Annotated in this window: 22 protein-coding genes, 1 tRNA gene and 1 pseudogene; 8 read left to right on the top strand and 16 right to left on the bottom strand. The window is 64.9% G+C overall.

Features of this window, described 5'->3' with window-relative positions:
* Positions 1–56: 56 nt before the first annotated feature.
* The 3 genes from VRZ08_RS22150 to VRZ08_RS22140 are packed head-to-tail and all read right to left on the bottom strand — an operon-like array spanning position 57 to position 3,215.
* Entirely contained in the window at positions 57–737 is a 681-nt protein-coding gene (locus tag VRZ08_RS22150; protein ID WP_414533922.1) for an ABC transporter ATP-binding protein, read from the bottom strand.
* Positions 730–1,956: an ABC transporter permease gene (locus VRZ08_RS22145; protein ID WP_414533921.1), complete on the bottom strand. Its 1,227-nt coding sequence runs from the start codon at positions 1,954–1,956 to the stop codon at positions 730–732. Before VRZ08_RS22145 ends, VRZ08_RS22150 begins: the two co-directional genes overlap by 8 nt.
* Positions 1,953–3,215, bottom strand: coding sequence for an efflux RND transporter periplasmic adaptor subunit (locus tag VRZ08_RS22140; RefSeq protein ID WP_107354830.1), 1,263 nt, complete (start codon positions 3,213–3,215; stop codon positions 1,953–1,955). The genes VRZ08_RS22145 and VRZ08_RS22140 overlap by 4 nt, the downstream gene beginning before the upstream one ends.
* A 152-nt stretch (positions 3,216–3,367) precedes the next feature.
* Between VRZ08_RS22140 and VRZ08_RS22135 the strand changes: the two genes are divergently transcribed.
* The 4 genes from VRZ08_RS22135 (at position 3,368) to VRZ08_RS22120 (ending at position 5,782) form a co-directional block, all read left to right on the top strand.
* The gene (locus VRZ08_RS22135) at positions 3,368–4,369 is read left to right on the top strand and encodes an alpha/beta fold hydrolase (RefSeq protein ID WP_414533920.1); all 1,002 of its coding nucleotides are present in this window, start codon (positions 3,368–3,370) and stop codon (positions 4,367–4,369) included.
* A 78-nt stretch (positions 4,370–4,447) separates the two neighbouring features.
* Positions 4,448–4,717, top strand: a complete 270-nt coding sequence (locus VRZ08_RS22130) for a hypothetical protein (protein ID WP_264076024.1) — start codon at positions 4,448–4,450, stop codon at positions 4,715–4,717.
* Between the two features lie 98 nt (positions 4,718–4,815).
* Positions 4,816–5,043: a DUF3222 family protein gene (locus VRZ08_RS22125; protein ID WP_011157204.1), complete on the top strand. Its 228-nt coding sequence runs from the start codon at positions 4,816–4,818 to the stop codon at positions 5,041–5,043.
* A complete protein-coding gene (locus VRZ08_RS22120; protein ID WP_414533919.1) occupies positions 5,033–5,782 on the top strand; it encodes a transglutaminase-like domain-containing protein in 750 nt (249 codons plus the stop codon). The genes VRZ08_RS22125 and VRZ08_RS22120 overlap by 11 nt, the downstream gene beginning before the upstream one ends.
* Here VRZ08_RS22120 and VRZ08_RS22115 read toward each other — a convergent pair.
* The 4 genes from VRZ08_RS22115 to VRZ08_RS22100 form a co-directional block, all read right to left on the bottom strand.
* Complete coding sequence (locus VRZ08_RS22115) at positions 5,773–6,639, bottom strand: FTR1 family iron permease (protein WP_414533918.1); 867 nt, start codon at positions 6,637–6,639, stop codon at positions 5,773–5,775. The genes VRZ08_RS22120 and VRZ08_RS22115 overlap by 10 nt on opposite strands.
* Before the next feature lie 194 nt (positions 6,640–6,833).
* On the bottom strand, positions 6,834–8,348 hold the full coding sequence (locus VRZ08_RS22110) for a diguanylate cyclase (RefSeq protein WP_414533917.1): 1,515 nt from the start codon (positions 8,346–8,348) through the stop codon (positions 6,834–6,836).
* Positions 8,349–8,771: 423 nt separating this feature from the next.
* Positions 8,772–9,866 carry a helix-turn-helix domain-containing protein gene (locus tag VRZ08_RS22105; RefSeq protein ID WP_414533916.1) on the bottom strand — a complete coding sequence of 365 codons (1,095 nt, stop codon included), beginning with the start codon at positions 9,864–9,866 and terminating at the stop codon, positions 8,772–8,774.
* Positions 9,867–9,869: 3 nt separating this feature from the next.
* Positions 9,870–9,945, bottom strand: a tRNA-Ile gene (locus VRZ08_RS22100).
* Positions 9,946–10,519: 574 nt separating this feature from the next.
* Here VRZ08_RS22100 and VRZ08_RS22095 point away from each other — a divergent pair.
* A complete protein-coding gene (locus VRZ08_RS22095; RefSeq protein WP_414533915.1) occupies positions 10,520–12,211 on the top strand; it encodes a methyl-accepting chemotaxis protein in 1,692 nt (563 codons plus the stop codon).
* An 88-nt stretch (positions 12,212–12,299) separates the two neighbouring features.
* On the opposite strand, the gene VRZ08_RS22090 is transcribed toward VRZ08_RS22095, so the two are convergent.
* A complete protein-coding gene (locus tag VRZ08_RS22090) occupies positions 12,300–13,544 on the bottom strand; it encodes an MFS transporter (protein WP_414533914.1) in 1,245 nt (414 codons plus the stop codon).
* A 159-nt stretch (positions 13,545–13,703) separates the two neighbouring features.
* Here VRZ08_RS22090 and flhA point away from each other — a divergent pair, with 159 nt between their 5' ends.
* Both flhA and VRZ08_RS22080 read left to right on the top strand, forming a co-directional pair.
* Positions 13,704–15,935, top strand: a complete 2,232-nt coding sequence (gene flhA, locus VRZ08_RS22085) for a flagellar biosynthesis protein FlhA (RefSeq protein ID WP_263991695.1) — start codon at positions 13,704–13,706, stop codon at positions 15,933–15,935.
* Positions 15,936–16,264: 329 nt separating this feature from the next.
* The gene (locus tag VRZ08_RS22080) at positions 16,265–16,465 is read left to right on the top strand and encodes a hypothetical protein (RefSeq protein WP_107343628.1); all 201 of its coding nucleotides are present in this window, start codon (positions 16,265–16,267) and stop codon (positions 16,463–16,465) included.
* Between the two features lie 233 nt (positions 16,466–16,698).
* Here the strand turns inward: VRZ08_RS22080 and VRZ08_RS22075 are convergent, their stop codons facing one another.
* From VRZ08_RS22075 to fliI, 4 genes are all read right to left on the bottom strand, one after another.
* Entirely contained in the window at positions 16,699–17,646 is a 948-nt protein-coding gene (locus VRZ08_RS22075) for an anti-sigma factor domain-containing protein (RefSeq protein ID WP_414533913.1), read from the bottom strand.
* A complete protein-coding gene (locus VRZ08_RS22070) occupies positions 17,646–18,194 on the bottom strand; it encodes a sigma-70 family RNA polymerase sigma factor (RefSeq protein WP_107343626.1) in 549 nt (182 codons plus the stop codon). Before VRZ08_RS22070 ends, VRZ08_RS22075 begins: the two co-directional genes overlap by 1 nt.
* Before the next feature lie 176 nt (positions 18,195–18,370).
* Positions 18,371–18,799 carry a flagellar export protein FliJ gene (gene fliJ, locus VRZ08_RS22065; RefSeq protein ID WP_107354820.1) on the bottom strand — a complete coding sequence of 143 codons (429 nt, stop codon included), beginning with the start codon at positions 18,797–18,799 and terminating at the stop codon, positions 18,371–18,373.
* Between the two features lie 109 nt (positions 18,800–18,908).
* A complete protein-coding gene (gene fliI / locus VRZ08_RS22060) occupies positions 18,909–20,234 on the bottom strand; it encodes a flagellar protein export ATPase FliI (protein ID WP_263991109.1) in 1,326 nt (441 codons plus the stop codon).
* 367 nt (positions 20,235–20,601) lie between these two features.
* Between fliI and ctrA the strand changes: the two genes are divergently transcribed.
* Positions 20,602–21,303 (top strand): response regulator transcription factor CtrA, encoded by a 702-nt coding sequence (gene ctrA, locus VRZ08_RS22055; RefSeq protein ID WP_011157191.1) that lies wholly within the window; start codon positions 20,602–20,604, stop codon positions 21,301–21,303.
* A gap of 289 nt (positions 21,304–21,592) precedes the next feature.
* Here ctrA and VRZ08_RS22050 read toward each other — a convergent pair whose 3' ends face one another.
* The 4 genes and pseudogenes from VRZ08_RS22050 to VRZ08_RS22035 form a co-directional block, all read right to left on the bottom strand.
* Positions 21,593–22,471, bottom strand: a complete 879-nt coding sequence (locus tag VRZ08_RS22050; protein WP_414533912.1) for a CheR family methyltransferase — start codon at positions 22,469–22,471, stop codon at positions 21,593–21,595.
* Positions 22,468–23,643, bottom strand: coding sequence for a protein-glutamate methylesterase/protein-glutamine glutaminase (locus VRZ08_RS22045; protein WP_414533911.1), 1,176 nt, complete (start codon positions 23,641–23,643; stop codon positions 22,468–22,470). The genes VRZ08_RS22050 and VRZ08_RS22045 overlap by 4 nt, the downstream gene beginning before the upstream one ends.
* Before the next feature lie 78 nt (positions 23,644–23,721).
* The gene (locus VRZ08_RS22040; RefSeq protein ID WP_011157188.1) at positions 23,722–24,087 is read right to left on the bottom strand and encodes a response regulator; all 366 of its coding nucleotides are present in this window, start codon (positions 24,085–24,087) and stop codon (positions 23,722–23,724) included.
* A 67-nt stretch (positions 24,088–24,154) separates the two neighbouring features.
* Positions 24,155–24,263 (bottom strand): annotated as a pseudogene (locus VRZ08_RS22035) (chemotaxis protein CheW); the annotation flags it as partial.

The raw sequence follows: 24,263 nt of genomic DNA, 5'->3' as shown, positions 1-24,263 counted from the left end.
AACCGAGCTCGCGCATCACGCTTTTGGGCTTGCGCTACGCAGCCGCTCGATCAGCCCTACCCCGCAATATTGCCATCCACCACCCGGACGATGCGGTCGCAGCGTTCGGCGAGGTCGTCATTGTGGGTGACGAGCAGAAAGGTCGTGCCGCGTTCGCGGTTGATCTGGCGCATCAGCTCGAACACGTCGTTGGCGGATTTGGTGTCGAGATTGCCGGTCGGCTCATCGGCCAGCACGAGATCCGGGTCCATCGCCAGAGCCCGCGCAACCGCGACACGTTGCTGCTGGCCGCCGGACATGTTGGTGGCGCTATTGTTGCGCCATTTGGAAAGGCCGACGCGGTCGAGCAGTTCGTCGGCGCGCTTTTCCATCGCAGTATCTGGGCGACCGCGATCGACCAGCATCGGCATCATCACGTTCTCTCGCGCGGTGAAGGCCGAGATCAGATAGTGATACTGGAACACGAAGCCTATGGCGTGGCCGCGCAGATGCGTGAGCGCGGAATCGCTGAGCCGACCGGTGTCTTCCCCATTGATCAGCAGCCGTCCGCCGGTCGGCCGGTCCAGCAGACCGATGATGTTCAGCAGCGTTGACTTGCCCGATCCGGACGGCCCCATCAGCGCCAGGAAGTCCCCGCGCTGCATCGTCAGGTCGATGCCGTGCAACACTTCGGTTTCGACCGGCGTGCCGACGTTGTAGGATTTGCGGATCCCGTCGAGGTTGAGGACGTCAGCCACGGATCGCCACCACCGGATCGAGCCTTGCGGCGCGCAGCGCCGGTGCGATCGCCGCCGCAACGCCGGTCGCGGTCGCGAGCACCGAGGCCCAGACGAACAGATCGGGATCGAGGATCAGCGGAAACAGCTCGCTACCGTCGACCTGCCGGGCCAGGCGATGCCACACGATCAGTGCCAGCGCGCCGAGCCCGGAGCCGATCAGCGAACCGACGAAGGCGAGCAGCCCGCCCTGGATCAGGAACACCTGCAGGATCTGCTCGCGCCGGGTACCCATCGCCCGCAGAATGCCGATATCCTTGGAGCGCTGGATCACCGACACGATCAGCACGGCGGCGATGCCGAATGCCACCGACAATCCCACGAACAGCCGGATCAGCGTGTTGGAATTCTTCTGCGCCTGCACCGCAGTAAAGAATTGCGCGTTGGTTTTGATCCAGCTGTCGGCCTCCACCGGCAACGTCGCCTGGATCTCCTGGGCGATGTCTTCGGCCGCGTAGATGTCGTTGACGGTGAGGTCGATCGAGGTGACGCCGCCGAGCAGCCCGAGCATGCTCTGGGCATTGCGCAGCGTGACATAGGTGGTGCGCTGGTTGGCGGCCTTGTTGCCGAAATCGAAGATGCCGTTGATGGTCAGCACGCGATTGCCGGCGAGCGGGGTCGAGACGATGATCTTGTCGCCGAGCGAAGCGCCGAGGTCCCGCGCCAGCTCGGTGCCGACCACGATGCCCTCGGTGGTGATCTTCGCGCTGCCGGCGACGATGTAGTCGGGCACCTTGACGATCTTGAAATAGATCTCCGGCTCGATGCCGTTCAGCGTCACCGCCCGGCTGGTGTCGCCGCGCAGGGCCAGCGCCGAGCCGGACGCGGTGGCGGCGGCGTTGATCACGTCCGGCCTCGCCTGCATCTCGGCGCGGATCTTCGGCCATTGGTTGATCGAAATCACCCGCTGCGTCGGGCGCTGCACGGTGGCGCCCTCGAAGGTGCCGGGCGCGTCACGCAGCGGCCGCGCTACCTGGTCAGGCGGGATCAGTTGGATCTGCGGCACCGAAGTCAGCACCCGCTTGATGAAATTGGCCTGCAGCCCGGCCAGCATCGCCGACATGAAAACGATGACGCCGACGCCGATCGCGATGCCGCCGACGATCACCAGCGTCTGCACCGCGCCGTCGAGCAGAAACCGCGCCGCGGCGATCCACTCGAACGGCACCCAGCGCTTCACGGCACCACCACCCGGATGCGTTGCCCGGCTTTGACGCCTGCGGTGAGCGGGATCACCGGCTCGCCGGGGCTGAGACCGTCGAGCACTTCGTAGAAGCCGACGCCGCGCAGGCCGAGCTTGACCTTGCGCACCACGGCACGGCCGTTCTCGGTCGTCAGCACGAACGGGGATGTCGCAGCATCATGCACAGCGCGCGCCGGCACGATCACCACGTCGTTGCGCTCCGCAGTGGCGATATCGACCGACACCGTCATGTCCTGCCGCAGATAATCCGGCGGATCGTCGACCTTGAGCTTGACCTCGACCGAAGCGCGATTGATGTCGACCGACGGATTGATGTAGCTCAGCACGGCGGAGAAGCGTTTGTCTGGATAGGCGTCGGCAGAAGCGACCGCGTGCTGGCCGAGAGCGAGCTGGCCGAGATTCTTCTCGTCGATCTGCACCACGATCTGGACGTCGCCGGCCGGCGCCAGCACCAGCAGCGCCTTGCCGGGCTGCACCACGGTGCCGCGCTCGACATTGCGGGTGATCAGCACGCCGTCGCGCGGCGCCACGATGGTGGCGTAGCCGAGCCGCGCCTGCGCGGTGTTGAGATTGGCAAGCGCCTGGCTGAGCTGGGTCTCGGCCATCACGAAGTCGCTGCCGCCGGGACTGGTGGTGAACACCTGCAGCTCCGCGGTGCGCACCTGGGTACGCGCGACGTCGAGATTTTTGGTGGCGTCGTCGAGCGTCGCCTTGGTGCCGTAGCCGGAGGCGGCGAGCTTGGAGGCGCGCTCGTAAGTCGCCTCGGCATTCAGCAAATTGGCCTGCGCCTGCTTCAATGCTTCGTCGGCCGCCGGCTTGGTCAGCTCGCGAAGCTGGCGCACCCGCGCCCGCGCCTGCGCCACGGCACCCTCTGCCTGGACCACCGAGGCCTGCAGCTCCGACGCCTCGATCGCGACGAGCTGCTGGCCCTGATGCACCTGCTCGCCCTCCTTGACCAGCACGTCCTTGACGGTGCCGGTGATCTGGCTGGCGATTTCGACGCGGTAAGGTGTTTCGATATGGCCGCTGGCAACCACGGTCTGGACCAGATTGCCGCGCTGGACCAGCGCCGCCACCACTTCGGGCCCGAGCAGCAACCGGGCAAGCCCGAGACCTGCCGCGATCAGGACGAGGGCGATGCCAAGCACCGGCCATTTATGACGCCACAACCCGCCCGCCCAGCGCACCGCCAGATTGGGCCGCGGCGTGTCGATTTGCTCGACTTTCTGCAACATGATGGTCCGCGGTCGATCGCCCTGGCGAGACCTATCCCCGGACCGTTGGGCAGCCATTGCGAAAGATCAATTGCGACCACACGTCCGCGTGCTCAATTTCGCCTGCCGCTGCGGAGTCGTCCGCGGCCGATTGCCTATGGCCGAAGGATACGATGACGACGTTGATCTTGCTGGTGCTGAGCGTCGTCGTGCTGTTCACGGCGGCGGGCTGGGTGTCGTGCCGGCTGGCGCGCCGGCTGGAAGCGCGCTACCCGCCCCGCGGCGTGTTCATCAATGCCAACGGCGTGCGGATGCACGCGCTTGATCTTGCGCCTGCCCGCCCCGCCGGTTCCGGCCAGCCGACCGTATTGCTGCTGCACGGCGCCAATCTGTGCTGTGAAGACATGCGGATGTCGCTCGGCGAGCGGCTGGCGCAGCGGCTGCGGGTGATCATTCCGGACCGCCCCGGCCAGGGCTATAGCGTCACCGGCACCGGTCCAGTCGCCTCGCCGGCCTATCAGGTGACGCTGATCCGCGAAGTGCTTCGCGATCGCAACGCCGGCCCGCTGATCGTGGTCGGGCATTCGTTCGGCGGCCTGATCGCACTGCGCTATGCGCTGGACAATCCCGATACCGTCGCCGGGCTGGTCCTGATCAATCCGACCACCCATCCGCGGCCGCAGGGTCTGCCGCTGTTCCAGCGTGCCGCCGAACTGCTGATGAAGCCGCTGGTCACCTACACGCTGCTGCCGCCACTGTCGCTGGCGATGATGAAACGGATTTCGGCGCGGATCTTCCGTCCCGAGACGCCACCGGCGGATTACGCTGAGCGCAGCCGGCTGGCGCTGGCGCTGACCGCCAAGCGGTTCGCCGCCAGCCTCGAAGAATATGCCGGGCTGCGCGATCAGCTGATCGACCATGTGCCGCGCTATGGCGGCATCCAGGTGCCGACCGTGATCGTCGCAGGTACCGCCGATCCCGTGGTGCCGCCGCAGGTCCACGCCGAAGCGCTGGCCCAGGCGGTGCCGCAGGCACGGCTGCTGCGGCTCAACGGCGCCGGCCATATGGCGCATCATGCCCATGCGGACACCATCGCGGCCGAAATCGAGCTGCTGGCGGATGCGGTCGCGGAGCGCGCGGCGCCGTCACGCGCTGAAGCCGCCGAGCGCAGCTGACGCCAACGACTGTTCGCGGCGCGATGAAACCTCAGCGCGTCGGGGACGTTCCTTTTTGCGGAACCAACGGAGTGTGTCATGACCACGTTCAAGCTGGCCTGTGCCGTGATGATCCTGTCCACAGCCACCGCGATCCCGGCGCTGGCTGAGCATCGGCACCATCGCGCGCAGCATCACCACCATCATTCGCCCTATCACCAGTCCAGCGAGCCGTATCTGCATAACTATGGTCCGCCGATCTGGCCTGGGCACACCTACGCCACCTATGACGGTCCGGTACGGGCGCTGTGCGGCCAGGGAGCCGCCGCCTACCGTGGCCAGGACGGCCGCCGCCATCCCTGCTACTAAGCCCCGCACCGGGCCACCGTTCAGTTGCAACGCCCGGCGAACGGCGGCACACTCCGGCCGCGGTCGCCCGGCCGCCACGCGTTCCACGGAATCAAACCATGACCGATACTGCCGCCGAAGACGTCCGCAAAATCGCCACCGCCCTGCTGAAGACGGCCATCGAGATCGTCTCGGAAGAGGACGGCGGCGCGCACAACCAGTGCAAATTGTGCGGCGCTTCGGTGCCGTGGCTTCAGACGGGCGACGAAATCAAGCACGCGGACGATTGCCCCGTGGTGATCGCCAAGCAAATCCTGTCGTCCCGGCCGAAACTGCATGCGGTATGAGCCCGGCAGCAGCGGCGCCAACGCCGGTATGGCCAAGACTGCCGCATCCGAGATCGCGGTGTGTCTGGCGCCGGCAGAATTCATCGACAGCGATCATCCCGAGGTGATCGCGCGCGCCGCTGACGCCACGCGCGGCGCCGAAACGCTCGCCGACAAACTCCGTGCGTTGTACCTCGCGGTGCGCGACGGCGTCCGCTACGATCCGTATGTCGACTTTTCCAGCCCCGAGATTTTCCGCGCATCGAGCGTGCTGCGCGCCGAGCGCGGCTACTGCGTCGGCAAGGCTTCGGCGTTCGCGGCGCTGGCGCGAGCGTCCGGCATTCCGGCACGCGTGTGCTTTGCCGATGTCCGCAATCATCTCGCCACCGAGAACCTGACCCGGACGATGGGCACCGACCTGTTCGCGTGGCACGGCTATGCCGAATGCTTCACCGGCGAACGATGGGTGAAAGCGTCGCCCACCTTCAATCGCACGCTGTGCGACAAGCTCGGCGTCGCACCGCTCGACTTCGACGGCTCGTCCGACGCAGTGATGCAGGCGTTCGACAACAACGATGCGCGGTTCATGGAATACGTCCGCGAGCACGGCGCGTATTTCGATGTGCCGGTGAAATTCGTGCAGGCCGAGATGAAGCGGCAGTACCCTCACCTTGCGCAACAAGGCACCCTGCGCGGCTCGATGGAAGACGAAGCGGCGCAGGACGCGGCGGCGCGCGCCGCTGGTGCGGCTCAGCGCTGAATTTCAGCACGGTTCTCGGCGACGACGACCTGTTCAGGGGCCGTCGTCTTGCGCAATAGCAGAACGACGCAGATCCAATACGCTGCGTAGAAGCAGTGCTCGAGCAGAGTCGGCTGCGAGCGATAGCCGGTGAGGCCCGCCACCAGCGCGCCGATCGGCCCGTGGTCGGACAGGGTCGCCGAACTGTCCCACAGCCGCGCCGTCGACGGTAGCAAGCCGAGCTTGCTCAAGGTATCCACCCCGCTCATCAACAGCGACGCAGCGAGCAGCAACATCATCACTTCGGTCACGCGAAAGAACAGCCGCCAGGTGACGATCCAACTGCCGAGTTGCAGCAGCGCGTAGGTCGCCAGCGCAAGGCCGACCCCGACGATGCCGCCCAGGATCGGCTCGGCCGGGGATGCGCTTTCGCTTGCCGACAGCGCGCCGAGCAGGAACAGGATGGTCTCGGCGCCCTCGCGCGCGATCGCCAAGGCGGCCAGCGTGAACACGCCCCACCAGCTCGCCGTACTGGTTTCCTGGCGCAATGCCGCTTCAAGCTCGTCGCGTAGCAGGCGACCTTGGCCGCGCATCCAGGTGACCATGTGGACGATCAGGCCGGCGGCCAGCAGGGTGGCGATCGCTTCATAGATTTCGCGGCTGGTCACCGGAATCGTGCTGCTGGACAGCGCGATGGTGGAGCCGAAGCCAATCGCGATCAGCAGGCCGGTGGCCGCACCCGCCCACAGATAGCGCCGGCCAATCCCGCTCGCGTCGTTATTGCGCAGCCATGCATTGAGAATGCCGACGATCAGCAGCGCCTCGACGCCCTCGCGCCAGACCACAATGACCACGTTGCCGAACTGCGACCCGATCATCTGCGCCAACTTCGCTTAGCCCAACCGCCGGAAGCCGCCGCATCAAGGACGGCCGACTCGACTGCAGCCAGAAGTTGCGAAGATACACCAATTTCGCGAAAAATCCCGGGGAGGAATGCAATTTGAGATCACAGCCGCGCAAATGCGGCCGATCCGGGATAGAACTGACCAAGACGCCTCGGTCTCACCACCTGCTACAGCGACGACCGCCGTCGCTCGCGATGCACCGGGGCGGCCCGACTCTGGGTGGCGGATGACGCGGGACGGTCGAACAGCGGGAAAAACCGTCGGTCATCCTTGAGCATGTGGCCGAGGATGACCGAATTGACCAGGAACGCGCGTAGTTCGCCGAGCGACTGCTGCCCGGCGACCACCGCCTCGCTCACCTGCCGGGCACGGATCAGCAGATGGTCGTGCTCCATCCGGTGCAGCCCACATTCATCGTAGCCGGACGCCTCGAGCACGGCCTGTTCGTACTGAAAGTGCTCGGCGACGCGGGTGAGTAGCAGCTCGACCACCTCCGCCAGCTTGGCGGGCTCCAGAGTCTCGATCTCCGGACCAAGAATGACGTTGGCGAGGTCGAACAGCTCGCGGTGTTGAGCGTCGATCATCGGCTCGCCGCATGCATAGGTCTCGTGCCACAGGATGTCCGGGCGCCGCTCGGCGGGATCACGAGCCGCGGCGTCGGAGACCGGGCGCGTCCTGTCGCGACGCGCCTGCTTGGCAGCGTACATCCAATGATCGGCACGCTCGACGAAATCATCCGCCGTCTCGCCCGGCCTGAACTCCGCGGCACCGATCGAGATCAAGAGCCGGCCGAGGCTTTCATGGGTCGACCGGCGATGCAGCTCGCGCGCCGCGATCGCAGCGCGGATCGCTTCGCCGAGCAACAGCGCCTCGCGCAGCGGCGTACGGGGCAGGATGACGGCGAACTCGTCCCCGCCATAGCGGCAAACCACGTCGTCACGGCGACAATTGTGCTTGATGGTCGAAGCCGCGAGCCGCAGCACGTCGTCGCCGACGACATGGCCGTGGCGATCGTTGAATTGCTTGAAATTGTCCAGGTCGACGATCAGCAGCGAAAGAGGGCCGCTGTCGTCGCTGGCGACATGCTGGGACAATTGGTTCTCGAAGTACTTGCGGTTGCCGACCTCGGTGAGCGGGTCGGTCATGCTTTCGAGCCGGACCTGATCCAACTGATCCTGCAACTTGCGAACCTGATCTGCGGCGGATCTCAGCCGGTCCACCAGCACAGCGTTGGCGGTCTGAATGTCCATCGTCCAGTTCAGCAGTTCGTCGACGATCGTCTGCAGTCCGCCTTCCATCCGTCCGAGCGCCAGGCGCGGCGCCGCGCTCGACAGCCGGGTTTCGTAGCCATGGGTCGCATCCGACGCTTCTTCGATCACGTCGATCAGCGCGTTCGATTGGCTGTGGACCAGCGCGCCGATCGCATGGATGCGGGTCACAGCTTTGGTCGGATACAGAAACTGCTCGTACAGGCCCGTAATGTCACTTGCGCTGGGCCGCCCGGTCGCGGCCAAAAGTGCATTGACGGCCTCGGTGAGCGCTTTGTGCCGGCCGGAGAAGAACGTGTACCACAGCTCGAAGCTGTTCGGATCGAGGGCAAGATCGAGCTCCTGGATCTGCCTGAGAGCCTGCGCCGAAATGCGATTCTTCCAGTCGCGATCTGGATCTACGGATATCGTCATAAGCGGGTACTACAGTTTCTTCTGTCAGCGCACGGAGGCCGCAAAGGGTCGGCCGCTTTCCCGATGCTGAAGTTTAAACCCTTACCGGGCGGCGGGGCGTTGGCTTTTCGTCTCGCTTTCGAAACAACCGGTCCCAAAATCGACGGCGACCAATCGTTCCGACAACAGTATATAGTTACCCACAAAGAAGAGTCTGCGGCGGGCGTCGCAGGAGGGAAGCGGATCAGTTAAGCACGATTCGGCTCAGAGAGATGACACCCACTTACCAGTGAGCAGTTTCGACCAGGCTTATCGCTTGCTTGGGGCGGCAGAAGAGCTCGACCCGCATTCAGGATTTTGGCTGGACGGCTTCAACGTGACCGGCCGATCGAGCCGCGATCGGCCTGCATAGCAAGCTCGTCTCTCCTCCTGTACCCGCCCCAGTCACGCCGTGGTCCGCAAGAATTCGCCCAGCGTCCGCCCGCCCTCCGCCGCCTGGCTGGACAGACGGCGGACCGATTGGCCGCAATCAGCGCGCAGTTCGGACGGGCTGTAGCCGTAGCGCTGACGGAATGCGCGGCTGAATTCCTGCGCGCAGGTGAAGCCAAAGGAGTCGGCAATCTGTTGGATCTGCCGGGTCTCGGCGAGATCGCACAGCGCCCGATGCGCAGCGGCCAGCCGCGTGTTGCGGACATAGCGGGCCGCCCCGCCGTGCGGCTCGAACAGGCGATAGAGCGCGCTCCGCGACACGCCAATGCTGTTGGCGAGACTGACCGGAGTCAGTTTCGGATCCGAAAGCCGAGACTGCACCACCCGGCGTGCCCGCTCACCGAGGCTGAGGATGATGCCCTCCCGCGCTTCTTCCGCGCTGTGCGGCGCCGGCGCCAGACAAGCCGCGACCATTGCCTCGGTGGCACGAACGATCGCCGGCACCTCGTCCTGAGTCAGCTCCGGCAACCGGCGCTCCAGCGCAAGCATGTAGTCGGACAGCAGCCGTCCGCGTGCGGTGTCGATGATCGTGTTGTTGAGCCGGTCCAGCGTGCCGGCCTGCCGGGCGAACAGATCGCGCGGGATGAACAGCATCAGAATGTCCATCGGCTGCATCTCGCCGTGGAATGCTTCACCGAGCGAATAGAAGCCGACCTGGCCGGCCGCGCCGCGCGACACCTGCTCGGCCGAGCAGCCACCATCGCTGACCACCCAATTAGAGCCCTCCTTGATCAGAAAAAGATACCAGTGGTCGGCGAAGACGGTCTTGACCCGTCGCGTCGTCCGAGAGAACCGCGTGCCGGAACTCCGCTCCTGGCACATGGCAAAACTGCCAAGATCCCAGGCCGCCAGATCGATCGCAGCTGTCCGCGCCCGATGGGCAACCGGCGTCAGATCGGCCACGGGGCGCAAATACTCCCGCCAGGCATCGAACCGGTCGTGGTCAGGTAGCCCCGCAGTCGAGAATCGAGCCGGCCGCAGCGGAACTGACAAGGACGGGGATTGATTCATTGCGGATGCCTCCCTTACGGCAAGGCTCCGCCACAGCACCTGTGGTGGGCCCGGCAGGACTCGAACCTGCAACCAGACCGTTATGAGCGGTCGGCTCTAACCATTGAGCTACAGGCCCCGCCGGCGGCCGCGAGGCGGCGGACGGTGCGGCCTCCCCATACAATGACAGGACTTCGCGGGCAATCGGCCGGTTGCGAACGCCCGGGACCAAAACCCGGCTGGTGCAGCCGTGATCTGACCGCGCTCACTGGGCATGGCGAGTGGTCGCGGTTTCAGCCCGGGCATGCCGACGATCAGCCACGAGTGAAGGTCCTGCGTCCGAGCGAAAGAGTCGAACCGCGCCGATGGCGGCGCCAGGGCTGACCTTCGAGGCACGGACATGCTCGGCTCGACTGAGCGATCGGGAGCAAGGAAGGTCGGGGCCTGTGAGCAAAATCGATCAGTCAGCACATCGAGATTTTGAATCTCTCCCGCGGTCTCGTCTTTCTTCGGTCGAAGATCGTCTCCTCGAATCGATTAGTTCCGTCCTCTCTTCGTGGTGTGGGCGGACCGTGAGATCTGCAGATCAAGTGCTGACGCGCAATATGTTCGACCGCGTACAAATCGATTAGCTTTTGAACAAACATTTTAACCGAGGATGCGGCTGATCATCGCGCGACATCTCGTCGCCTATAAGTTGAATTGGACCAGCCATGCTCGCCAATGTCCCGTTACGGACGAAAATCACCACCCTCGTCGCCGTCTTGCTGATCGCGCTCTCCGGCCTTGGTTTACTTGGCCTGCTGCAGATGCGGACGTTGAATGCGAGCACTGTCGATATCGGCACCAATTGGATGCCGTCGGTCCGGGTTCTTGGCGAGATGCGCACCAACGTGGCGTTGTATCGCAACACGCTGCGCGCGCATCTGTTGGAAGCCACCACCGAACGCAAGCTAGCAATCGAGAAGCAACTCGCCGCTTTCGATGAGGCGGTGAAGCAATCGCTGCGCACCTACGCGCCGATGGTCGCCACGCCGGAGGAGCGCAAGCTGTACGACACCCTCGTCGCGTCGTGGGCGAACTACACCAGTCTCGCTCCCGCCGGCCTGGAGATGTCCCGCAAAGCCGCCGGTGAGCTTCCGGTCGCCGCCAACGACTACATGCTCAAGACGATGGGCCCGATGAGCGGACAGATCGACGAGGTGCTGAAGAAGGACATCGAGCTCAACGACAAGGGTGCGGCCGGCGCCACTGCGAGTGCGGAAGCGACCTATCTGTGGGCGATCTTCGTGATGATCGGCATCCTCGTTGTCGCGATCGCGATCGGCATCACCGCCAGCATCCTGGTGATCCGCGATCTGTCGCGGGGGATCGCCTCGATCGTCAAGCCGATGCAGGATTTCACCCGCGGCGATCTCTCCGCCGAGGTGCCGCATCGCGGCAAGAATACCGAGATCGGCGCCATGGCCGATGCACTGCAGGTGTTCAAGCAGGCGCTGATCGACAAGCGCGCGGCCGATGCGGCCGCAGCCAAGGACGCCGAGGAGAAGATCGCGCGCGGCCACCGCATCGACGCCGCCACCCGGCAGTTCGAATCCTCCGTCGGCGAGATCGTCGAAACCGTGTCGTCGGCTTCGACCGAACTGGAAGCTTCGGCGGGCACGCTGACGAAAACGGCCGAACACGCCCAGACGATCACCACCACCGTCGCAGCCGCCTCCGAACAGGCCTCCACCAACGTGCAGTCGGTGGCGTCGGCGACCGAAGAGATGACCTCGTCGATCAACGAGATCAGCCGGCAAGTGCAGGAATCCGCCCGCATCGCCGTCGAGGCGGTCGATCAGGCGCGCAAGACCAACGCCACCGTCGGCGAGCTGTCGCAGGCGGCCGCCCGGATCGGCGATGTGGTCGAACTGATCAACACCATCGCCGGCCAGACCAATCTGCTCGCACTCAACGCCACGATCGAAGCGGCGCGCGCCGGTGAAGCCGGCCGCGGCTTCGCCGTGGTGGCGGCCGAAGTGAAGGCTTTGGCCGAACAGACCTCGAAGGCGACCGGCGAGATCAGCCAGCACATCGGCGGCATCCAGGCGGCGACCGGCGAGTCGGTGTCGGCGATCCGCGAAATCGGCCACACCATCGAGCGGATGTCGGAGATCGCCTCGACGATCGCTTCGGCGGTCGAAGAACAAGGCGCCGCGACCCAGGAGATCGCCCGCAACGTTCAGCAAGCGGCGCGTGGCACCAACGAGGTGTCGGCCAACATCGTCGACGTGCAGCGCGGCGCGACCGAGACCGGATCGGCATCGGCCCAGGTGCTGTCGGCGGCGCAGTCGCTGTCTCAGGACTCCAACCGGTTGAAGGTCGAGGTCGCCAACTTCCTGCAGAGCGTCCGGGCCGCCTGAGCCGGCCTCCCCCGCTCCACCGCACAACAAGAGCCGCGCGGCTGTCAGCTGCGCGGCTCTTTCGTTTCCGGCCCTCGACAAGATCGCGCTACGCCATCGCCACCTGCGGGCCCCGCCGCCGGCTGCGGAGCAACAGCATCAGCATGATCGCGACGTTGACGGCGTTCCACGCCATGCCGTTGACGAAGGCCGCCGCATAGGAGCCGGTGGCATCGAAGATCACCCCGGAAATCCAGCCGCCGAACGACATGCCAAGCACCGATGCCATGATCACGATGCCGACTCGGGTCGCAGCCTCGCGCGCCGGCATTGCCTCGCGGACGATGATCGCATAGGCCGGCACGATGCCGCCCTGGAACAGGCCGAACATCGCCGAGATCACGTAGAGCGAACCGAGGCTATCGAAGAACAGATAGAACATCAGCGCCGCGCCCTGCGCTACGGAGCCGAGCAGCAGCGTGCGGATGCCACCGATCCGATCGGCCAGGAATCCGGATCCGATCCGGCTGATGATGCCGAACGCCAGCATCAGCGACAGCATCTCGGCGCCGCGCGCTGCGCCGTAGCCGAGGTCGCCGCAATAGGCGACGATATGGACCTGCGGCATCGCCATCGCCACACAGCAGGCGATGCTGGCGACGCTCAGCAGCACCGTGAGCGTGTTGGTGGGAAGCTGCAGATCGATCTTCGGCGGCGGCGCTGCGCCGTGACTGGCAGCGGCGTGGCCGCGCATCCTTGCGCGCAGGATCAGCACCATCAGGGTCATCGCGACGACGCAAAACCCGCCGATCGCCAGATGGGTGGCGCGCCAGCCGATGCTGGCACTGCCCCAATTGACCAGCGGCGGCCAGATCGTGCCGGCAAGATAATTGCCGCTGGCGGCGATCGTCACCGCCAGACCGCGATAGCGTTCGAACCAGTGCGAAGCTTCGGCCATGAGCGGGCCGAAGGTTGCCGAGGCACCGGCGCCGATCAGGAGATGGAAGGCGGCGAACTGCCAGAGCGCAGCCGACAGCCCGGCGCCGACATAGCCGAGCCCGAGCAGGCCGATGCCGCTGCCGATCGCCACCACGATGCCGAACCGGTCGGTCAGCTTGCCGGTGGCGACGCCGCCGAGGCCGAAGCCGAGCATCGCCATGGTGAAGGCGAGCGACGCGGCGCCCCGGCTGGCGGCGAACTCGGCCTGGACCAGCGGCAGCACCACCACCACCGACCACATCCCGACGCTGCCGATCGAGCCGATCACCAGCGCCACTCCCAGCCGGACCCACGCCTGGCGCGAGTCGAGCGTGAACGCCGGCGTTTTGCCGGTCTTTTCCACGAGCGTTTCCATTTGCACAGAGTTTCGGGCGCCGGGCTCGGGGTCAAGACCGCCGGCCAGCGCCCTGCCATGCGGTCGCACCCCGGCGGCGTTAACACTTTGCTAACCATGAACCGGGCAAATTTTGCCCAGTGAAGAAGTGTCGTCGGCCGCGAAAAACGGGGAATGCCCGTGGACGCCAGTGCGCTGCCTCACGTCGGACCCAGCGCCCCTCCGGTCGCGGCGAAGACGTCCGGCCGGCGCAAGCGACGCGCACAGGGGACTGCGGCTGAAATGACGGACACCACGGTCGGCCAGGGCACGGGCGCCGGCATTCCCAGCCTCAAAGAAATGATCGCCATCCTGCGGCGCGGCGACCTCGCGCTCGCGATCGGCGTGCTGACCATCCTGGTCGTGCTGATCCTGCCGCTGCCGGCGATCATTCTCGACCTGTTCCTGGCGATCTCGATCACCCTGTCGATTCTGATCCTGATGACGTCGCTGTTCATTCAGGCGCCGCTGGAATTTTCGTCGTTCCCGACCGTGCTCCTGATCTCGACCATGCTGCGGCTGTCGCTGAACATGGCCTCGACCCGGCTGATCCTGTCGCACGGCCATGAAGGCACCGCGGCCGCCGGTCACGTCATCGAGGCGTTCGGCGGCTTCGTGATGGGCGGCAATTTCGTGATCGGGATCATCGTGTTTACGATCCTGATCATCGTCAACTTCGTGGTCATCACCAAGGGTTCGGGCCGTATCGCCGAAGTTGCGGCACGCTTCCAGTTGGACTCGATGCCCGGCAAGCAGATGGCGATCGACGCCGATCTGTCAGCCGGACTGATCGACGAAGCCACCGCCAAAGCGCGGCGCAAGGAGCTGGAGGACGAAAGCGGCTTCTTCGGCGCCATGGACGGTGCCTCGAAATTCGTCCGCGGCGACGCTATCGCCGGCCTGCTGATCGTGTTCATCAACGTGATCGGCGGCATCATCATCGGTGTGGCGCAACAGGGGCTGTCGTTCTCCGAAGCCGGCCACACCTACACGCTGCTGACGGTCGGCGACGGCTTGGTGACGCAGATCCCAGCGCTGATCGTTTCGACCGCGGCTGGCCTGTTGGTGTCGAAGGCCGGCATCTCCGGCTCGGCCGACAAGGCGATGATGGGCCAGCTCTCCGGCTATCCGCAGGCGCTGGGCATGGCGGCTGCGGTGATGCTGGTGCTGGCCGTGCTGCCGGGCATTCCGACCCTCCCGTTCCTGGCGCTCGGAAGCGGCTCGGCCTTCCTGGCCTTGAAGGCGCGCAAGCGGAAGGCGGAAGTCACCGCCGAAAAGGCGCAGGCCGCAGTGGCGCCCGAAGCCGCCGCAGCTGCAGCCGCGGCAGCGTCGGCTGAGGAGCCGATCGCGGCGGCGCTGAAGATCGACGATCTGAAGATCGAGCTCGGCTACGCGCTGCTGCCGCTGGTCAACGGACCGGACGGCACCGACCGCCTCACCGAGCAGATCAAGGCGCTGCGCCGCTCGCTGGCGATCGAAATGGGCTTCGTGATGCCGGCGGTGCGTATCCTCGACAACGTCCAGCTCGAGGCCAACACCTACGTCATCAAGATCAAGGAAGTCGACGCCGGCACCGGCCGGATCTGGCCGAACCAGTTCATGGTGATGGACCCGGCCGGCGAGCAGGTGACGGTGCCGGGCATCCACACCACCGAGCCGACCTTCGGCCTGCCCGCCACCTGGGTCGATGCCAACTTCAAGGAAGAGGCGTCGCTGAAGGGCTACACCGTGGTCGACGCCGCCACCGTGCTGTCGACGCACCTGACCGAGCTGCTCAAGGCCAACATGTCCGACCTGTTGTCCTACGGCGAAACCCAGAAGCTGCTCAAAGACCTGCCGAAGGAACAGGGCGAGCTGGTCAAGGACATCGTCCCGGGTCAGATCACCGTTTCGGGCATCCAGCGCGTGCTCCAGCTGCTGCTCGCCGAGCGCGTCTCGATCCGCGACCTGTCGACCATCCTCGAAGGCATCGCCGAAGCGCTGGCGTTCTCGCGCAATCCGTCGACCATCGTCGAGCACGTCCGAGCGCGGCTGGCGCGCCAGATCTGCGCGCAGAACACCTCGTACAACGGCTACCTGCCGCTGATCGCACTGTCGGCCAAGTGGGAGCAGGCGTTCGCCGAATCGATCATCGGCCAGGGCGAAGACCGCACCCTGGCGATGGCGCCGTCGAAGCTGTCGGAATTCATGACCGCGGTGCGCGACAAGTTCGAACAGGCCGCCCGCGAAGGTGAAGCGCCGGTGCTGGTGACCTCCGCCTCGATCCGGCCGTTCGTCCGCTCCCTGGTCGAGCGCTTCCGGGCCCAGACCACGGTGATGTCGCAGGCCGAGATCCATCCGCGGGCGCGGTTGAAGACGGTCGGCAGCGTTTAAAGCGCCGGTTCCAAGCCTTTGGATGACAAGGCGGCTGCGCGACTTTTACGCAACAGACAAGGCCTATTGGCCTCGGGTGGTATTTTGCTGCCGAGGGCTGTGAGAACGACCACGGCAGCCTCGCCGACGCTGATTTGATTAATTTTCAGTAAGTTAGGCGGGCTTTTCGCACTGGATTCTCGCGCACTATCACGCTTGTTCACGCGTTTGTGACGCCCCCTGCGGAACGGCCGGGCGATTTCCTACGTTTTCTGCGTGAGTTCTTTGAACCTGCTTCGGGATCGCAAACACGAATTTCCGAGGGTGGAGAAGACAGCAGGAGGCTCCGCATGAACCATTCGATCTACAGTGCCGATCGCAGCACCCACTTGAAGATTGTGGCAGTGGCTCTGGTCGCCGGGATCGCGGTGGCGGGCCTCGGCATCACCGCGCGGCTCGGGGCCGACGACGGCTACACCCAGACTGCCAAGGTGATCAAAGCCGGCAAACCGACCGCAATCAGCAAGGCGGAAACGATGGTGATCCGCTAACCGTTCCAGCGTTCACGCATGCCAGATAGCCCCCCTGGCTGACGCGTGAGCTGAGGAGGTCCCACTCACCCCAAGTGGAGACCCAAAGGAAAACGCCCGCTCCCCACGGGCGTTTTTCTTTTGTGCAATGAAGTTTTCGCGCCGTTGGTCGAGCTGCTCAGCTCTTATCCGCGCGATGTCTCAGAACGCGCTTCGAACTAATCAGCTTGGGTAAAACTTGAGGTCCCAGTCCGTTACTGCTTCGGCGTGTTTCGGATCGGCTCCGGCGGCACACTCTCCACCAGCTTGCCGGTGAACACGATCGGGCCGGTGGCGACGCCGGTCGGCGAGCCGCCTTCGGGCTCGACCGTCACCGCGTAGGTCGCTTTGCTCACAAGGTCGGGATCGTATGACGACAGCGCCGGATTGACAGTGAAATCGCGGTTGCCGATCACGCCGAGCGAGCGCGGCTTCTGCAGCTTGTCGGAGACAATCCAGAGTTCGTAACTCTTGCCCGGCTCCGGCGTCGCGGCGACGCGGCGCACCGTGAAGGTCTTGGTGCCGGCGTCGACGGTGAGGATGAAGGCCGGCGCATTGCCGTCCTTCTGCAGCACGGCGACGTATTGCGCCGGCACCGCCGGCGGCGGCGTTTCGACCTTGACGATCTGGGTGCGGATCGGCGGACGCACCGCGTCCGGCAACAGGTCCGGCTGATACACCTGGGCGCCGACCACCAGCAGCAGCGACGCTGCGATCGCGCTCGACAGCATCGCCACGCCGCGCCAGATGTAGGCGCGCTTGGCGAAGTGCACCACGCGTTTGGATTCCGGGCTGAGTTCGGTCGACTCGCTGACGGGTGCGGGACCGGTGTCGTTGGCAGGGCGCGGCAAGATCGGATCTCCCGGCGCGCCGAGCACCCCGGCACTGGCGACGTCACCGATCGGCGGCGCAGCCGGCGGCGGCACCGCGCGCTGTGACTCGGCGGCGATCGCCGCCTTGATCCGATCCCATACCTCGCCGCGCGGCTCGACCAGCCCGACCATCTGATTAAGCGCGCCGAGCTTCAGCTCCCACGCTTTGACCAGCGCGGCGAACTCCGCATCGCTGCGCATCAGCGCCTCGGCTTCCGCCCATTCGGCGGCGTCGAGCGTGCCGAGTGCGTATTCCGCGGCGAGCGCGCTATGGTCTTCGCTGTGGGCCATCAGGTCAGTCCCAAACACCCCCGAACATCGAGCAGGCTGCGGCGCAGCCAGGTCTTGATCGTGTTGGCCGGAGCGCCGAACTTGGCGCCGAGCTGCTCACGGCTCCAGCCGTTGTAGTACGCCAGCAGAACCAGTTTCTGCCGTTCGGGCTCCAAACGGCCGATGCACTCCAGAAGCCGCTTCAGCTCCTCGGTCATCTCCCGGCGCGCCAGCGGGTCAGGCGTCTCCGCCGCGACGTCGTTGGCGGACGGCTCCTCTTCGATCGAGACTTCGCCGCGCTTGCGCGCGACGTCGATCGCCCGGTTGCGCGCGATCGACGCCATCCAGGTGATCGGCGAGGCCACCTTGGAATCGAACTGCGCAGCGTTGTTCCAGATCTTGACGTAGGCGTCCTGAATGACTTCTTCGGCGAGATCCTGTCGCCGCAAGATACGGAGCACGACGCCGAACAGTTTCGCCCGCGTCGCATCGTAGAGTCGCTGGAACGCATCCTGGTCGCGCTCGGCGACCGCGGCGATCAGCGAAACCAACTCAGCCGGCGACAGCATTCCGAGACCTCACCATGGCCGTTGCGGCCACGCCCCCCGTTCCGGCCGAGCGGCCCGAACCACAGCAGCATATCGTGCAACACAGTGTTCCACCACGCCACTGCATAGGCTGTGGATACCGCAAACGAAAGCCCGGACCGAGGGCCCGGGCTGTTTCGACGCAAAGTTGCGAAAGGTCAGGCGACGGCGCCCGCCCCACCGAGCCGTGCACGCATCAGGCCGATGCTGTCGAGGTCGGCCTGTTCGCGGGCGCTTTCCTCGGCGCGTTCGCGCGCCTGGTCGCGCTCGTCCAGCAATTCGACCTTCTTCATCTCGTCGAACGCCTCGGACAGCTGGCCGCGGGCCTCTTCGAGCTGCACCCGCAGCTCGTCGGCAGAGCGGGTCAGGTTCTCGCGGCGCTGAATCGCCGCTTTGGCATAGGTCGGATAAGCGAAGTGGCTGGGGTCCGTGATCCCCGCGCGTTCCTGCTCGGTGACGATTTCGCGCTCGAGATCGGCCGACATCCGCTCGAAATCCGCGATCATCGCTTCGATCTGGGCAACCCGTCTGCGCCGCTCGTCGACCTGAAACTTCTTCAGACGGATCAGCGTTTCGCGTGACTTCATCGACTCGTACTCCCCAGAAGTCCCAGTTCAACGCGGGACATCGCCGGATGGTCACGACGGGGCCACCCGGCAAATCGATTGACGTGCCAAGCATGATGGCCGGACAAAGTTAGCGTTCCGTTTCCGAATTACTCAGGATCTGCTCCAATTGGGCATATCCTGACTGCAAGCTGGTCGCCTCGTCCTTGCCTTGGCGGAGAAAATCCTCCAGCGGCTCGTGCAGCCGCACCGCCTCGTCGACCTCGGTGCTGGAGCCGGGCCGATAGGCGCCGAGCCGGATCAGCTCTTCCATGTCGGCGTAGGTCGCCATGATCTGCCGCGCCCGCTTGATCATCGGCAGATAAACCGGATCGGCCGATTTCGGCATGGTTCGCGACACCGACTTCAGCACGTTGATGGCCGGATAGCGGCCGCGCTCGGCGATCGAGCGCTGCATCACGATGTGGCCATCGAGAATGCCGCGCACCGCGTCAGCGACCGGCTCATTATGATCGTCGCCGTCGACCAGCACGGTGAAGATGCCGGTGATGGTGCCCTCGCCCAGCCCCGGGCCGGCGCGTTCGAGCAGCTTCGGCAGTTCGGTGAACACCGTCGGCGTGTAGCCTTTGGCGGTCGGCGGCTCGCCGGCAGACAGCCCGATCTCACGCTGCGCCATCGCAAAACGCGTGACCGAGTCCATCAGGCACAGCACGTCCTTGTCGTTGTCGCGGAAGTATTCGGCGATCGCCAGCGTCAGATACGCCGCCTGCCGCCGCATCAGCGCCGGCTCGTCCGACGTCGCGACCACAACCACCGAACGCGCGAGACCTTCCTCGCCGAGGTCGTCCTGCAGGAACTCCTGCACCTCACGGCCGCGTTCGCCGATCAGCCCGATCACCGACACCGCGGCATCGACGTTGCGCGCGAGCATCGACAGCAGCACCGACTTACCAACGCCGGAACCGGCGAAGATACCCATGCGCTGCCCCCGGCAGCAGGTGAGAAAGGTGTTGAGTGCACGCACGCCGAGATCGAGCGGCATGCCGACGCGCTTGCGCGAATGCGCCGGCGGCGGCTGATTGCGGAACGGCATCGGCGAAGGACCTTGTACCAGCGGCCCCTTGCCGTCGATCGGTTCGCCCAAAGCGTTAACGACGCGGCCGAGCCAATGCGGCGACGGTCGCACCTGAGCGGCCGCGTTCGCAATGATCGCACGGCAGCCGCGGCGCACGCCTTCAAGTCCTGCGAACGGCATGACGATGGCGTTGTTACCGGTGAATCCAATTACTTCGCACGGGATCGCACGGTTGGCGCCGGTTTCGACAACGATGCGTGCGCCAACGCTCATCGCGTGAATTGGCCCGGCGATCTCGACCATCAGACCGCGCACACCGACGACGCGTCCATAGGTATTGACGCTGTCGATGTCGCCGATCTGTTCCGCCAAGGCCTTCATTGCGAAACTCTTAAGTTCGTCGACGCGGGGCCTGTCGCCTTAACTTCGTGTTTACCCGCATCGTTAATCATTGCGTCACTGTCTTTGGTAGCTGAGCACGCTTGCCCCTCAGAATGAAGGGTGAGTCGCAAGAGTCGGTTGACGCCGACTCTTAAAGTGGAACTTGAAGGGGCCGGCCAACAAAAAGCTGCTTTCCCGCAACACCTTAGTGCGATTCGACAAAAATTGCACTGCAGGACCTTGCGGAGCCGAATCAGTTTTTGTTAACCATTCCTCGTCAGGATCCGAATCAGTTCTTCAAAGGCGTTTCCAGTGCCGCAAGTGTGCGGACGCCTGACGCCCGTAGCGGCGCTTAGAGGGGACTGGCATGCGCGTATTGCTGATTGAAGATGACAGCGCGACTGCGCAGTCGATCGAATTGATGCTCAAATCCGAGAGTTTCAATGTCTACACGACGGATCTCGGTGAAGAAGGCGTCGACCTCGGCAAGCTGTACGACTACGACATCATCCTGCTTGATCTGAACCTGCCGGACATGTCCGGTTATGACGTTCTCAAGCAGCTTCGCGTCTCCAAGATCAAAACCCCGATCCTGATCCTGTCCGGCCTCGCCGGCATCGAGGACAAGGTGAAGGGTCTGGGCGTCGGTGCCGACGACTACATGACCAAGCCGTTCCACAAGGACGAGCTGGTCGCGCGCATCCACGCGATCGTCCGCCGCTCGAAGGGTCACGCCCAGTCGGTGATCCAGACCGGCGATCTCGTCGTCAATCTCGACACCAAGACCGTCGAAGTCGGCGGCCAGCGCGTGCATCTGACCGGCAAGGAATATCAGATGCTGGAGCTGCTCTCGCTGCGCAAGGGCACCACGCTGACCAAGGAAATGTTCCTGAACCACCTCTATGGTGGCATGGACGAGCCGGAACTGAAGATCATCGACGTCTTCATCTGCAAGCTGCGCAAGAAGCTCGCCAACGCTTCTGACGGTCGCAACTTCATCGAGACGGTCTGGGGCCGCGGCTACGTGCTGCGCGAACCGTCCGAGGACGACGTCCGCATCCCGGCCTAACTGGTTTTACCAAGAGCGCCCTCGGGCGCTCTCCTTCCGAGTGGTCCTTGACCCCGCCGCAAATGGCGGGGTTTTTGTTTTGGGAATGCCGCTTTGGTCGCGCCAACCCCTCGCCTCAGTCATGCCGGAGTGCGCCAATCGGCGCCTACCAGCAGTCTGACGCGGGGACGACTTGGGCGAGCTTGCATAACGACGTCGGGATTCCGGGCTCGCTCGCTGGCGCGAGCGCCCCGGAATGACGAAGGGTGTGGAGCAGTAATGCGGCTGACGAGCCCGAAGGCTCTGCGCCTCAGCTGGCCCGCAGGCTGCTGAGGGCGGAGGTCGCGGGGAACGCCGGGACGATCGACGGCGCCGACTTCAGGTTCGGCAGATACACGCCGCGGCGCGAATTGTGCGGCTTGAACGCATCGGTCAGGCCCACCACGGTCTCGGCGGCGCCGAGGGTCAGATAGCCATCCGGTTCGAGTCGCTTGGCGATCCGCTCCAGAATGCCGACCTTGGTGGTCTGATCGAAATAGATCAGCACGTTGCGGCAGAACACGATGTCGAAGGTGCCGAGCGACGAGAAGTCGTGCAGCAGATTGAGCTGGCGGTGCTGCACCATGGCGCGGATCTCGGGGCTGAGCTCCCACACCTCGCCGGCCTGCTTGAAGTACTTCACCAACAGCTGGATCGGCAAACCGCGCTGAACTTCGAACTGGCTGAACAGGCCCGACTTGGACTTCTCGAGCACCTGCGGCGACAGATCGGTGGCGATGATCTCGAACCGCCAGCCAGCTACAGCCGGACCAAGCTCCTTGAGCGTCATGGCGATCGAATACGGCTCCTGGCCGGTCGACGACGCCGCGCACCAGATTCGCAACGACCGCCGCGCCGCGCGCGCCTGCAGCAGCGCCGGCAGTATCTCCTCGCGCAGGTGATCGAACGGCACCTTGTCGCGGAAGAAGAACGTTTCGTTGGTGGTCATCGCCTCGACGACGTCGGAGATCAGCGATTCAGCGCCCATCCCTTTCATCTTCTGCACCAGCTCGCTGATGCCGCCGAGGCTGAGCCGACGCGCCAGCGGCAACAATCGGCTCTCCACCAAATATTGTTTGTCGGCCGACAGATCGAGGCCGGAGCGATCCTTCAGGAGCTTGCGGAGGAATTCGTAATCCAGCGGCGTCACGAACGGTCTCCTGCAAACAGGCGGACCACCTTCGGACCAATCTGATTGAGCGGCAGCACCGCGGCGCAGACGCCGGCATTGGCGACCGCGCCCGGCATGCCCCAGACGACGCTGGAGGCTTCGTCCTGCGCGATCACGCTGCCGCCGGCCGCGACGATGTCCTTGCCGCCGCGCATGCCGTCCGACCCCATGCCGGTCAGCACCACGGCGAGAATGCCGCTCTGCCACACTTCGATCGCCGACATGAACAACGGATCGACGGCAGGCTTACAGAAATTCACCGGCGGACCGTCGTCGAGCGCGATCACCGGGTTGCCGCCCTGCTTGGCGACACGCATGTGCTTGCCGCCAGGGGCGAGATAGATGTTGCCCGGCTTGATGGCTTCGCCTTCGATGCCTTCATGCGCCGGACGGCGGCTGGCGCGCGCCAGGTGCTCGGCCAGAATCGTCGTGAAAGTCGGCGGCATATGCTGGGTGATCAGCACCGGGAAGCGATCGATCACCGGGCCGATATCGGCCACCATCGACATCAGCGCCTGCGGCCCACCGGTCGACGAGCCGATCAGCAAAACGCGCGGCGCGGTCGGACCGAACGAGCGCTTCACCAGCGCAGCTTGGCTGGCAACGGTCGGCGTGGCCACGGCGGGATGCGGCACCGGCGCCGGATGCGGATCACGCGCGATCGCCGGCGCGGCAACGCCGGGGACGGCGCGGCGTCGAACCCGGCCACCGAGCGACCGGATCTTCTGCAGCAGATCGTGCTTGAAGATATCGGCGGCCTGCGGCTCGCGGGTTGTTTCCGGCTTCGGAATGTAATCGGCGGCGCCGAGCGACAGCGCTTTGAAACTGATCTCCGCGTTGCGGCGGGTCAGTGTCGACGCCATGATCACGACCAGATCGCGCTTCTTGGCGAGCAACTGCGGCAGCGCCGAAATGCCGTCGAGCTCCGGCATTTCGATGTCGAGTACCGCAACGTCCGGCTTCACCCGTTCAAGCTGATTGACGGCGTCGAGACCGGTGCGCAGCGATGCTGCGACCACCATGTCCGGCTCGGCCTCGACCCATCTGGAGATCAAACCACGGATGACGACCGAGTCGTCGACGATCATCACGCGCAACGGCTCGTATTGCGCCGAATTCGTAGCGGGACTACCTGCCAGAGCTACGCTCATAGAACACCGACGCAACGCATACTTGCACTCCCCACCGCGTCCCACACCGCGGCGCCAAAACCGGCCGTCCGACCCCCGTCAGATCAGGCCGACTTCCTGAAACTTCGCCGTGACGATGTCCTTGTCGAACGGCTTCATGATGTATTCGTTGGCGCCGGCATGCAGCGCCCGCGCGATGTGCGCGACGTCGTTCTCGGTGGTGCAGAACACCACCTTCGGCGCGTCGCCACCGGGCATCCGGCGCAGGTTGCGCAGAAACTCGTAGCCATCCATCACCGGCATGTTCCAATCGAGCAGAACGGCATCGGGCAGCCCGTGCTTGCAGGCTTCGAGCGCCTTCTCGCCGTCTTCGGCTTCGACGATCTCGAAGTCGAGACCTTCGAGGATGCGCCGCGCGACCTTCCGGATGACGCTCGAGTCGTCGACCACCAGACATGTCTTCATTTTCTGCCTCTATCAGTTCACGCCCGGATGGGCAGTTCCTGCGATTGCGCCGCAATCAGTCCAGACGTTATGCAGCCATACGTTGAGTTGCGATTTCGAGCACTTTGTCGACGTCGAGGACGACCATGAGCTGTCCGTCGAGGCGGTGGACGCCGTTGGCGAAGGAGGCCATGCGG

Source organism: Rhodopseudomonas sp. G2_2311, assembly GCF_047501505.1.
In the GTDB taxonomy this organism is placed as follows: Bacteria; Pseudomonadota; Alphaproteobacteria; order Rhizobiales; family Xanthobacteraceae; genus Rhodopseudomonas; species Rhodopseudomonas palustris_H.
The sequence above is the reverse complement of the archived record's forward strand: the minus strand, read 5'-3'. Positions and strand labels throughout refer to the sequence as shown.